This window comes from Fodinibius sp. AD559 (genome assembly GCF_052712805.1).
This window is the reverse complement of the sequence record NZ_JBQPVW010000004.1, coordinates 87,509-100,037: the sequence shown is the minus strand read 5'-3', so window position 1 is coordinate 100,037 and position 12,529 is coordinate 87,509. Positions and strand designations below refer to the sequence as shown.

General features: G+C 36.4%; 14 protein-coding genes. All 14 read right to left on the bottom strand.

The window, feature by feature from the left end; all coding sequences use genetic code 11:
* Nucleotides 1–45 precede the first annotated feature (45 nt).
* On the bottom strand, nucleotides 46–822 hold the full coding sequence (locus ACQ4LT_RS08550; RefSeq protein WP_445665615.1) for a 6-hydroxymethylpterin diphosphokinase MptE-like protein: 777 nt from the start codon (nucleotides 820–822) through the stop codon (nucleotides 46–48).
* Nucleotides 823–826: 4 nt separating this feature from the next.
* Nucleotides 827–2,284, bottom strand: a complete 1,458-nt coding sequence (locus tag ACQ4LT_RS08545; RefSeq protein ID WP_445665614.1) for a flippase — start codon at nucleotides 2,282–2,284, stop codon at nucleotides 827–829.
* A 30-nt stretch (nucleotides 2,285–2,314) separates the two neighbouring features.
* On the bottom strand, nucleotides 2,315–3,136 hold the full coding sequence (locus tag ACQ4LT_RS08540; protein WP_445665613.1) for an FkbM family methyltransferase: 822 nt from the start codon (nucleotides 3,134–3,136) through the stop codon (nucleotides 2,315–2,317).
* Nucleotides 3,137–3,151: 15 nt separating this feature from the next.
* The gene (locus ACQ4LT_RS08535; RefSeq protein WP_445665612.1) at nucleotides 3,152–4,078 is read right to left on the bottom strand and encodes a phosphoglycerate dehydrogenase; all 927 of its coding nucleotides are present in this window, start codon (nucleotides 4,076–4,078) and stop codon (nucleotides 3,152–3,154) included.
* Nucleotides 4,075–4,728, bottom strand: a complete 654-nt coding sequence (locus ACQ4LT_RS08530; protein WP_445665611.1) for an HAD family hydrolase — start codon at nucleotides 4,726–4,728, stop codon at nucleotides 4,075–4,077. Before ACQ4LT_RS08530 ends, ACQ4LT_RS08535 begins: the two co-directional genes overlap by 4 nt.
* A gap of 13 nt (nucleotides 4,729–4,741) precedes the next feature.
* Nucleotides 4,742–5,449: a 6-phosphogluconolactonase gene (gene pgl, locus ACQ4LT_RS08525; RefSeq protein ID WP_445665610.1), complete on the bottom strand. Its 708-nt coding sequence runs from the start codon at nucleotides 5,447–5,449 to the stop codon at nucleotides 4,742–4,744.
* A complete protein-coding gene (locus ACQ4LT_RS08520) occupies nucleotides 5,442–6,323 on the bottom strand; it encodes an NAD-dependent epimerase/dehydratase family protein (RefSeq protein WP_445665609.1) in 882 nt (293 codons plus the stop codon). Before ACQ4LT_RS08520 ends, pgl begins: the two co-directional genes overlap by 8 nt.
* A complete protein-coding gene (locus ACQ4LT_RS08515; RefSeq protein ID WP_445665608.1) occupies nucleotides 6,320–7,090 on the bottom strand; it encodes an HpcH/HpaI aldolase family protein in 771 nt (256 codons plus the stop codon). Before ACQ4LT_RS08515 ends, ACQ4LT_RS08520 begins: the two co-directional genes overlap by 4 nt.
* Before the next feature lie 16 nt (nucleotides 7,091–7,106).
* Nucleotides 7,107–7,778, bottom strand: a complete 672-nt coding sequence (locus tag ACQ4LT_RS08510) for an acylneuraminate cytidylyltransferase family protein (RefSeq protein WP_445665607.1) — start codon at nucleotides 7,776–7,778, stop codon at nucleotides 7,107–7,109.
* 11 nt (nucleotides 7,779–7,789) lie between these two features.
* Entirely contained in the window at nucleotides 7,790–8,905 is a 1,116-nt protein-coding gene (gene gmd, locus ACQ4LT_RS08505; protein ID WP_445665606.1) for a GDP-mannose 4,6-dehydratase, read from the bottom strand.
* Between the two features lie 95 nt (nucleotides 8,906–9,000).
* On the bottom strand, nucleotides 9,001–9,960 hold the full coding sequence (locus ACQ4LT_RS08500) for a GDP-L-fucose synthase family protein (RefSeq protein WP_445665917.1): 960 nt from the start codon (nucleotides 9,958–9,960) through the stop codon (nucleotides 9,001–9,003).
* A gap of 89 nt (nucleotides 9,961–10,049) precedes the next feature.
* Entirely contained in the window at nucleotides 10,050–11,123 is a 1,074-nt protein-coding gene (locus tag ACQ4LT_RS08495) for a Wzz/FepE/Etk N-terminal domain-containing protein (protein ID WP_445665916.1), read from the bottom strand.
* A 699-nt stretch (nucleotides 11,124–11,822) separates the two neighbouring features.
* Nucleotides 11,823–12,278: a DUF3368 domain-containing protein gene (locus ACQ4LT_RS08490; RefSeq protein WP_445665605.1), complete on the bottom strand. Its 456-nt coding sequence runs from the start codon at nucleotides 12,276–12,278 to the stop codon at nucleotides 11,823–11,825.
* Nucleotides 12,256–12,498 carry a UPF0175 family protein gene (locus ACQ4LT_RS08485; protein WP_445665604.1) on the bottom strand — a complete coding sequence of 81 codons (243 nt, stop codon included), beginning with the start codon at nucleotides 12,496–12,498 and terminating at the stop codon, nucleotides 12,256–12,258. Before ACQ4LT_RS08485 ends, ACQ4LT_RS08490 begins: the two co-directional genes overlap by 23 nt.
* Nucleotides 12,499–12,529 lie beyond the last annotated feature (31 nt).

The following is a 12,529-nucleotide window of genomic DNA, read 5'->3' as shown; positions in this document are numbered from 1 at the left end:
AAAAATGTATGGGATTTCATAAAATTTATTACTCGAACTTATAAACTAAATTGTTAAAAAATCTTCTAACTTTATCCTTGGGTAAATATCTAGCTCCCCACCTTTTGTAGAATTAAATATTTTTCTACCATCATTTTCATATGCATCCTTTGCCATCTTATACGAAACCTCGCTTTCAAATAAATCTGGCAACTGCCATTTTTCACCACCCGAAAAATAATTTGGGTCGAAGTGATTTGGGTCAGAAGCCCCAGATTCAACTGTTTTATTAGCAGGTCCTTTAGTTGCAAAATTATGATCACAACCTATTAAAGCTACCTCAGTAAATCCCATATGATAAGCCAATTGTAAAGCAACATATGTAACTGTATATCCTTGATCTATACTAATAGAACAATCTTTAGCAAAACTACGATAACCGGTTGAATGTAAATACGTTACATTTTCTTTTTTTCCAATATCATTTAGTCCTTTTGAGTCAAGATATAACGGAATTTCTGTGTTTTTAAAAAAACCTGCATTTTGTTCGATAACTAACTTATTCACCGAAACAATACAAGATGGACGAAAAGACGTTTTATCGAATAAAAGATTGATCTTATTAAGACCAAACGTATAAACATTATTAAGTAGTGAGAAATTTGTTTTGTTCAAGCTTGGCCCATTACATAAAATAACTGCTTTCTCTCCTTTATATTTATTTTTTATGTTTTTAAGGCTTTTTCTGGAACGCCAAGATTCTAATTTAATATCCCATTTCAATCTGTTATAAATTAAAGAGACAGCCCGTCGGTAAGGATTTAACTGTGGGTTATTACTCATAAACTTAAATATTTTGATCTATCTTATTTTTTATGAAAGTAATTTCATCTTTATTAAAGAAATTGAAAAAGTATAGTAACACTACAAATAACAATAATCCCAAAACCTTAATTGGCACACTTAAATAAACCGTACTTGGAGTAACAAAATAAGCTCCAAGATAAACAATTATACCTGCCAAAAGTACTTTTGCCATTCGCATGTATTCAAATGGCAATGGATGTGCTCTTTTTGAAAAATATTTCATCCCAATAAATAGTAACAAATAGGTAAATGCCGTAGTTATTGCAGCTCCTACCATGCCCAGATATGGAATAAGCAATATATTCAATCCAATATTTGCAAAAGCTGCTATTGCTGTAGAAATTCCCACCACGTTAGTTTTACCAAGTGTAATGGTAAGTAAATTAATTTGTGTAAAGTAAAAAGCCATAAATACATAACCGAGCACTACCCATGGGATAACACTAATTGCACCATGGTAAGATTCAGGTATAGCCAAGTAGATAAAATCTTCTGCAAATAGTACCACCAATAAAGCAATTCCTACAATCACACAAATATAATAAGTTGCACTCTTAACCACATCTCTAATTCCCGACTTATCTTTTAAATCTAAGTCACCATATAAAGGTATAATTGCATTATTTCCAGCAAGTGCAATCATAGACATTGCCGATCCTATTGTATAACCCACATTATAGACTCCAACTTCTCCAAGCGGAACAAAATATTCAAGTACTAAACGATCTGAAGAACTCAACACCCAATGTGACAAAAAATGTGGTACCATTGGCAGACTATATAAAAGCGCTTTCTTAAGGTATTTCCATCTAAACGTTATCTGAATAAACTTATACAAATAGTATCCGACTACAACAGCAATCAATAAATTGCCTAAAAATTTGGCATATAAAAGCCCCTTTGCGCCTTGCTCCCAAAATACTACAAACCAAACTGTAAGTACTGTTGAAAAAAAGAATATTCCAACCTTAAGTAAGGTATGTTTCTTTGCCTCACTCTTTGCTTTGAATATCTGAAGAGGCATTTCTGTAAAAATAGCTTTTAAATAATATGTCCATAAAGCAAGCCTTATATACGGATGATAAGCTACACTGGGTAATATTATTTTAAAAATCTCATCACCTTTTAACTCTAAAACCAAAAGAAATAAACCAGGTACTACTAAGTAAAATAACCAAAGTGTACCGTAAAACTGTTTTCGCTCATCAGCTTGATCAAAATTATAATAGAACTTTAAAACAGCTCCTTTTAATCCTCCCGTAGAAATAATTGTAAATATTGTTGCAGCAACAGTAGCCAGTGAGATAATTCCATAGTCTTCTGGCGTTAAATAGGCTGTATATAATGGAAGAAGAAAAAAGCCAACCCCTTTGGTTAAAATATCACCAAAGGCATAAATACTCGACTGCTTAAAGAGTTTCCTTACTAATTCAAACATTAACAGAATCTCTGTTACAAAGTTATATAATCATCTCTGTATTGACTTTATTAGATTTAAAAAGTCATTTAGATATACTGAATCAGATTTAAAAGCTATCAAATTACCCCAAGAATCCTCATCCAACGTTTCAGCATTATCACCTCTAATAAATCTCTTCCATTCATGGGATAAACCATATTCCTCAACAGGAAACCACTCTGAAATTATTACTTCATAATTTCTTTTTTCTAAAAAAGAAATTATATCCCCAGTTTTATAACCTAACTGTCTTGTTTTCCTATCTTCAAACTCACAAACTATAATTTCTGGATGTTGATCATCCTTCCAATTAAATCCCTCCAGTACGAATAGATCATATCCTTCAGTATCAATTTTTAAAACATTAATCTCCGATATATCTCTCCTTTTAAGAAAATCGGAAAGAGTAATCGTTTTAACAGTCAGTGATAATTCATGTGACTCATGAAATTTAGATAAACCACTAATACCAGAAGAAACCTCACTAGTATATAATGGAACTTCTTTACCACTTTCATTACTTACAGCTTTATCACTTATATGAATATTGGAATAATCTTTTGTCCTTCTTCTAAGATGAGCTAAATTTTTAGGATTAGGCTCAAATGAATATACCATCCATCCTTTTTCAAGAAAATTTATCAAAGCCCCACCGTAATGAGCTCCGACATCGAACATTACCCCATTTCCCTTATTTTTAAGTACTTCAAATACTAATCTGACTTCATCTATGCTAAATTTTCTGGACAATCTTTTTTTGATCGCCAATCTCCATTTAAGCGGTAGTAAATTAAATATCTTCTTTGCTCCTTTTTTAAACGATTCTAACATAAGAAGTTTTATTAATTAAATATGATCCAGTAGATTATTTATAGCCATCCGCCCTTGTCGCTCTACACTTTGATACGTCCTTGAACCTATATGAGGAGTAATCAACACATTATCCATATCCTTTAATGGATGATCCGATGGCATGGGTTCTTCATCCATGACATCAGTACAATATCCAGCCAATATTCCTTCTTGAAGTCCTTTCTCAATAGCATCAAACTCTATTAATTCAGCTCTGGCAGTATTGACAATCAATACATCCTTAACTTCGGTTCTTTTGAGCAAGTTTAATGTTATCATTCCTCTTGTTTCATCATTTAGCGGCAAATGCAGGGACAAGATATCGATATTATCTAACAATTCTTCTAATGTCTCAGCAACCTCAATATCATGTTCCTCTGCAAAATCGTAATCCATAAACTTATCATAGGCTTTTGCCTTCAGCCCAAGTGCCCCCATAATTTTAGCAGTCTCTTTACCTACAGAACCTAAGCCTAATATACCAATCGTTTTACCTCGCAATTCATCACCAACATACCGATCCCATTTACCTTGCTTGGTAATATTATACTCCAGATGAATATTCCGATAAAAACTCAACGTTAAGGCTAATACATGCTCTGCAACAGATACTTGATTCACTCCGGGGCAATTAGTCACCTTGACACCATACTTCTCTGCAGCATCTAAATCTATTTGATCAAGGCCTACACCATATTTTGAAATAATCTTTAATCTACTTTCAGCACCTTTTCTTATTACAGCTTCAGTATATTCGTCATCACTACATATAACCCCGTCATATTGATCAATAATGGGAAGTAATTCCTCTTCTTTTAATGGACCTCTTTCTTTATCAATTTCGAAATCTTGTTCATCCAATAAATCATGATGTTTTCCGGGCGTATCTTGAAAGGAGGTCGTAGTAAGTAGTATTTTCATTGTGTGAAATCTATTTTTTTCTCTAATTCTTTGAAATCGTAAAATCGCAATCCTGTATAGTCGCCAAATAATTCCTTGTTTTCTTCATAGCTGCGCAAGGCAAAATGAGTGCCTCCAGCTTTGGCCCCTTTATAGTCAGACATTGAATCACCTAAAAACAGTGTCTCGTCCGGATCCAACTCATATTTCTCAAGTAAATAATTAGTCCATTCTGGTTTTTTGGTAGGTGATCCGCACAATTCAATAAAGTACTTATCAAGTTCGCGTCTGGATACGATCTGTTTTATTTCCTCCGTGGGTGTACCTGTTATTACCCAAAAATCCATGGTTTTGTGATACTTCTCCAGAAATTTCCCGACACCAGGAACTTCCGGAGCTTCCACCACACCGTCAACAACTAAATTTGAAAATTGTTCAGCCAACTCCTGCACTTCCTCTTCATCTATTTCCTCATCTAAAAATCGGCTGTGATATATCCTAAACTTCTCAAACCTGGAGACACCTCCATTAGCTCGATGATGTACAACTACTTTTTCTGCAATTTCTTCTCCATAAGGTAAATACAATTGATAAAAGGCCTCAGTTTTCACATGTACGGATTCAGCCAGCACACCATCAAAGTCAAAAAATATATTTTTAATATTCATCATTTAAATCTAATACTTAGTTAACACCTATCATCCAATAATCTTTAGCAGTAGAAGGTTGAATAAATTGTATTGGGTATTTTTTCTCTTTTATCTTTTGTATTTCATTGAACACTTCCAATTTCTCTTTTCCTTTCATTACAATCATCCTGTTTTTTGCATTGTTGATAATAGGGAGTGTCAACGTTATACGATAACTATTTAGCTTTTCTACCCAAACACTTTTTACCCAGTCCTTTTTTTCATTAATCATCTCAGAATTGGGAAAAATAGAGGCGGTATGACCATCGGATCCCATTCCCAACCAAATAAGATCAAAGCAAGGCAAACCGTCTTTAGAAGGAACTACTTTTTTTAAGTACTGCTCATATTCTTTAGCCGCTTGTTCAGGAGAATACTCTCCTTTCATTCGATACCTTTTTACACCCGGTAAATAATTCAACAGCTTTTCACAAGCATTACCATAGTTACTTTCTTCAGATTCAGGAGGGACGGGCCGTTCATCTACCCAGAAAAAACAAACTTTTTCCCAATCGACTTTTTCTAAACATTTTTCTCGAATAAATCGAAATACAGGAACAGGTGTTGACCCTCCAGATAAAGCAACATATGCTTCACCTTTTTTTTCTATTGCATCATTAATTATTAAAATAAATAACTTAGCTACCCTTTTTTTAAACTTTTCTTCATATTTAAACTTTGAAATAGCTCCTTCTTCAATCATCTTCATTATAAACTGCTTTAACACACCTCAAAAGACCTTGTCCCATATCGATATGAGGATTAGCAACTAACTTTTTGCTGACCGTTGGCTCAAAGGAATAGGGAGTATATTTATAATGATTTTCATACCCATCATCCTTCAAATTAATGTCAAGATCTTGATTAAGTATTTCTTGTATCATGAGGAATAATTCTTTCCTCTGCATACGTTCTACACCAGTTAAAACAACCTGTCCATTTTCATATTTATCTGTCTCTATGACATCAACAGATAGCTTTGCAGCATCATGAGCATGTATATACTCCCTTATCTCTTCTCCATCCCCCTCATGTTCAATTTTGCCAGATTTGATTGCTTCTTCTACTAAATTATAAATATAATTATTCTCATAACTCCTTTCTGAATATACAGACCCATACCTTAGTATTGTATACGGAAGGTGATACTTTTTAAAGTATTCTTCCACTACCTTTTCTGATGAAAGTTTACTAATTCCATAAAAAGACCCTTTGTTGTTCATTGCATACGCACTACTAGCATAAACAAACCTCTCAACATCTTTCGAGATACAAGCATTAAGTATATTTATATTACCAAGCACATTTAACTCTATGGTACGATATGGATTGTCTGTAGCTTCGTCCAAATTGGCAAATCCTGCCAAGTTATAGACTATATCAATCCTATCTGTGATAGCTTCAGCAACTTTATCTTGATTCATAATATCACATTCAAGATAATTGCAATCGGCAAGATCTTTGTGGGGAGGGTTGACATCACAGATAGTAGTTTGGTATCCCCTGCTCACCAGTTCTTCTACTAAATAACTACCTAAAAATCCAGCCCCACCAAAAACTAATACGTGTTTTTTCACAATGAAAATTCATTTTTAAACTTAGTCATTTCTTCTCTTGCTTTATCGCCTAAAAAGAAAAAGTCTAAGCTAAATGCTAAGAAGTTATATCCTTGTTTAATCCTTTTTCTTAATTCAGAATACTCCGACTCTACAACATGAAAGCCAAGTGGTTTATTTAATTCCTGGGTTTTGTGGACCACTTTTTGTAATGCTTCTTTTACATCTTCCCTATGGTATTCTCCTGGATGCCCCATTGAAGCAGATAAATCATAAGGGCCAACAATGGTTCCATCTATTCCATCTGTGGTTAATATTTCTTCTAAATTATTAACAGCTTCAATATGTTCAATTTGAGCTATAACAACGGATTCATTATTTGTCCACTCTTTATAGCCATCGAAATCTGTCCCATATTTCTGTGCCCTTGAAAGACCTACGCCTCTTTTTCCAATTGGGGGATACTTAACATAAGAAACAGCTTTCTGAGCCTCTTCTCTATTTTTAACCATTGGAACAATAACCCCATCAGCACCTGCATCCATCACTCTTTTAATAATTACTTCTTCATTCTTGCTTACTCTAACAAGACCTTCCATTCCATTTCCTTGAATATGACCTAAAAGGTTTTGAACACTCTCAATATTAATTGCACTGTGTTCAATATCTAATGTAATCCATTCAAAACCAGCAGATGATAATATCTCAATCACTGCTGGGTGATTAATAGTAACCCATGTTCCAATTGTTAATTCATTTTCACTGAGCTTGCTCTTTAAATTCCCCATCTATATTTGATAAAAATTATTTATTAAAATTTTCATATAAAAGTTCTGCTAATTTAAAATCCTCTGGCTCATCAATATCGATTGACTCCAATTGATTCACTGGGTACATATAAGGATCTAATCCTATTCGTTTATTGCCAGCGTTATTGTAAGATTCCTTTGAAAAAATATAAAAGTTGGAATTTTCTTCGAATACAGGTGTCAAATCTTGTGTCCTAATTAGCTCACTTGGGTTATGATTTATCGGCTTTCCATCTTTCCAATATAATCTTGTTTGCCATTCCGTAACAGAAAAAACCGAATCATTTTCTTCCAAATTATCAAAGTAAAATGAAATAGCTTTATCTAATGTCTCTGTCTGTAATAAGGGGTTTGTACTATGTGTCTGCAAAAAATAATTACCATCAATTTGGGATAAATCATATCCTATAATTTTATTCATGGAAACATGATCTCCCTGAATACTTTCAGGCCGATCAATAATCACTACATTACTGAAATTGCTTTGTACATCATCCTTTATTTCTTTAGAATCAGTATTAATATATACTGTATCCACATATTTACTATTGTTTATTTTCTCCATTATTGCATGATACAATGGTATCCCTGCAAACTCTTTCAAATTCTTATTCGGCACACGTTCTGAATGCCCCTTCATGGGAAGCAATACGTTAATTCCATCCATATATAACCTGACTAATTATTTTCTAATTTTTTAAAATCCTCTTCAACCATATCCTTTACTAAGTCATCAATTAGATAGTTGGGCTCCCAACCCAATTTTTCTTTTGCTTTCTCAGCATCGCCTAAAAGAATATCAACTTCAGTAGGTCGAAAATACTGGGAATCAACTTCAATAATTGTTTCACCGGAACTCAACATTGAGTCGTTGAATTGTTGAGATGTTGAGGCTTCAAATTGATCTTCATTAATGGAATCGATAATACCTTTTTCATTAACCCTTTCACCTTTCCATTTAAGTTCAATTCCTAAATGACCAAACGCCATTTCACAGAATTCTCTAACCTTTGTTGTTTCTCCGGTTGCCAGTACAAAATCTTGGGGTTCTTCCTGCTGCAACATCAGCCACATCCCTCGGACGTAATCTTTAGCATGTCCCCAGTCACGTTTGGCATCAAGGTTCCCCAAAAATAATTTCTTTTGTTGTCCTGTAGCAATTCGTACCGCAGCGCGTGTAATTTTTCGTGTCACGAACGTTTCGCCGCGCCGTGGAGATTCGTGGTTAAACAAAATTCCATTTACTGCAAACATATCATATGCTTCACGGTAGTTTTTACATATCCAATACGCATACAACTTGGCCACTGCATATGGGGACCGAGGATAAAAAGGCGTATCCTCGTTTTGCGGCATTTCCTGCACCTTACCGTACAGTTCGGAGGTTGATGCCTGGTAAAACTTGGTTTTATTTTCCATACCCAAAATGCGAATACCTTCTAATAGTCGAAGCACCCCAAGTGCATCAACATCAGCGGTGTATTCTGGAGATTCAAAGGATACTTGCACGTGGCTTTGAGCTGCCAAGTTATAAATTTCGTCCGGCTGGGTTTCCTGCACGATACGAATGAGATTGGAGGAGTCGGTTAAATCTCCGTAGTGCAAATAAAAGGGTAATCCTTCGTAATGAGGATCGTGATAAAGGTGATCTATCCGATCAGTTTTTATCAGACTCGCTCGTCGCTTAATTCCGTGTACTTCATAGCCTTTATTAAGCAATAATTCTGCAAGATACGAACCATCCTGTCCGGTCACACCGGTAATTAATGCTGTTTTTTGTCTTGATGCACTCACAATGTTGTGATATATATTAAAATTTCAAGTTTCTTCACAAGGATGAACACCCCTCATCCCGACTATCGTCCGGACACTCTCCTCGAGGGGAAATTTTATGATTCAATTTCCACTTTCTTAATTTCATCCAAATTCTCCAAAAACCATTCGTAGGTAGCCTTAATCCCATCTTCCAATTTAATATTATATGTCCACCCTGCTTTTGTCATGCGACTTACGTTCATAAGCTTTCGGGGCGTCCCGTTCGGTTTGGAATGGTCCCAACGGATATCACCTTTATGTCCCACTATTCTCTGGACTAAAAGCGCTAATCCCTTTATGGAAATATCTTTCCCAGTACCTACATTATACAGATCGTGTTCCATTTCACTATTCAAAACAAAAAATACGGCATCAGCTACATCATCGACATGCAGAAACTCCCGTCTCGGTGAACCTGTCCCCCAAAGTTGTACGGGCGAATCTCCGTCTCCTTTTGCTTCATGAAACTTGCGGATCATAGCCGGAAGTACATGGGAGGTTTTCAAATCAAAATTGTCATTAGGCCCGTATAGGTTAGTCGGCATCAGGGATACATAATCGCGATCGTACTGCCTTCGCAGGGCATCCACCATCTTCACACCAGCAATCTTGGCAATGGCATACCACTGGTTCGTCGGTTCCAGCGATCCAGTCAGTAAGGATTCTTCACCCATCGGTTGGTCGGCATGCTTCGGATAAATGCAAGAACTGCCCAGAAATATTAGTTTTTCTACATCCTGCTGGTGAGAAGCAGCGATGATATTGTTTTGTATTTCAAGATTCTCATATAGAAACTGCCAGGGATATTCTTTATTGGCCATTATACCCCCAACCCGGGCTGCGGCATCAATTACCACCTCAGGTTGCTCTTGATTAAAGAACTCTTGAACTCCCTGTTGGTTGCGAAGATCAAGCTCGGAACTACTTTTATAAATAAGATTATTACACCCCTCTTGCTCCAGCTTTCGCTTCACAGCCGAACCCACCATACCACGGTGTCCGGCAATGTAAATTTTAGAATCCTTATCCAATATCCATTCTTATTATGTTAGAAATATCATTTTAGATCCTAAGCCAAGCTCAGCACTTGATTTAGGATAAAAATACGCTTAAAAACTTACCCTTATTGCTTAAAACTAATCTGCTCCCACCAATTACTCACTACTACCCATCCCAAACTAATAATACCTCCCAACATTCCAGAGACAATCAAAATAAATAGTCCCGAGGTATTGTCATTCAACGGTACACTCACTGGCTGCAAAACCGAAAGCACCGGAATTTCCTCCTGAAGATCTAACTTCGCCTGTTCCTCTCGCTGAGAAAGAGAGTTGTACAGATTAAACGTCAGGTCATACCGTGATTGCAGTTCCTGCTCGCGGCTCTGTGCCTTGGCTGTGGCCAGGTTCTGGTTACTGTCACGGAACTCCGCCAATCGTTGCTGAGCTTCCTCAAAGCGTTTCCGAGCCTCCTTTACCTGCTCCTGCACAAACTCCAGGTTCTGTCGCGCCTTTTGGGTTCGGTACTCTTTCACATGCTGTTTCAATAACTTGATGCCCGCCTGACCAATTTCCGCAGCCCCTTGGGGATCAGGAAATTTAGAGTTTAGCGTTAAAATACCGGTTTCCTGGTTTACCGATATAGATAATCGCTCCCGAAGCGTTTCCACTATTTCCATCTGCTCTTTGGTCAGTGATAGTACTGAGCCACGATCCACTTTTTTAGGCAGTGGGTTTACATTCTGTTCTTCCGACTTAAAAAGTGCGATAATCTCCCCGGGCAACCCAATGGTAAACTTCCTGGCATACCCCAAGACTGATGGAGCATGAATTTCACTAAAAAAATCATGGACAGTGGCGGTGGTATCGTACTCCGAGAAATAGACTTCGGTATTCATCAGTTCTACCTGGTAGGGCAGGCTCTGTACAATATTCGGATAGAGCTGTGGGGGGATAGAACCTTCCTGCCCGCCACTCAGATTGGCTCCACTGATGCCCAGCATGCCCCCGTACTGCTGCAGTAGTCCACTTGCCCCGCTTTGAGCAGATTGTGATTCGGGCATCAAGGTAGCACTTGTAGAATATTCTTCCGGGCTGAAGAGGGCAATGAGCAGTCCCAATACCACAAAGACCCCGGTAATTTTTACAATTTTTCCACGCGCATCCCAGAAGGTCTGCACCAGCTCGATGAGGTCGATCTCATCTTCTTCAATAGGTTGGTAGCCGTATTCGGGCGGTTGACCGTAATAACCTTGGGGGTGTGGGGTGTGAGGCTGTTGCCCTTTTTGGGGTTTGGGATCGTGATGGTCGTTATGTGGCTTTTCGTTGCTCAGCGCTTCTCTAATTAAAAATTAAAAATAGATAAATGAAAAATGGGCATGCCCTTTACTCAAGATTTGCTTGATTTTAAGAATGCTAAAAATAAAGAATTAATAAACTTTTAGAAAATTTAATAATGATGTTTTAGTCGCAGGTTTATATGAATAACAATTACTCCATAGTCCATGAAATATAACCATCTGCCTACGCTGTCACGTCACTATTTCACAAACAAAGATTTCATCTTCTTCAAGGAGGGAAATTTATGTTGTCAATTGGATACTTGACCCTATAAATCTTTTCATCTATTAAATCTTAGTTCCCATCTTTAATTAAATTATTGGAGTGTTCTTCTTAATGTAGTTATGACATTTATTTTTTGTGATCAAACAATGAGGTAAACCTTTTGTCTTGACACAAAAGGTGTGAAAAAGTCAAGACTTAGAATTTTGTAATCGGCTACGGCCGGCAGCAGGTGTGTTGTTTTAAAAAACCGTAAAGTGGATACTGGTTTTAAGGAATTTAAAGGTAACAACAGTGATTATAATGTCTATAGAGATCGTATATTTTGTTACTAATTAAGCTTCATCCACTTTCTCTAAAACCTTTTTAATGAGTTTTTCAGATATGCGAAAGTTTGTCTGTTGAATCTTAGATATCAATGGCTTTAGCGCTTTTATATGCCCTTTTCTTTTTGCTGTAACCAAGACACCAAGGGACCCGGTAATAGGAATACCCATCTTGCGAGCTATTTTCCTTCCCTTTACTTCATCAATTATTAATAGTGAATTTTCATATTCTGCAGCTAATGAAATGCTCGTAGCTTCTCCCAAATCCAGTACTGCTGTTAACCCTTTATACATACTCGAATCAGGTTCCACAACTTTAATCCACTCCGGCACTTCTTGGTCAAATTCATCAAAAACAGTTTTGGTGATATGAATTTGTCCATAAACCTCTTTAAGAAGTTTAAAGGCTTTGATTTTTTCGAACAGGATTAAACAACTGGTATCAGCGACTATAATTTTGGGCATTTTCTATATCTTCATCAAGCTCCTCCGGAGAATAGTTTATTAGTGATACATCATAATCAGCAAGTAATTCCATAAAAGTTCGTTTGGAATACCCTGCTAATTCAGCAGCCTGTCCCAAGGTAAGCTTACCCTTTTCATATAGTCTCGATGCAAGAAGCATTTTAGCTTCTTTATCATCTATGTCTGCTGTATCGGGTATATTTATTGTAAGAGTCTTCATGATTTTACCAGTTTATTAACAATAATATATT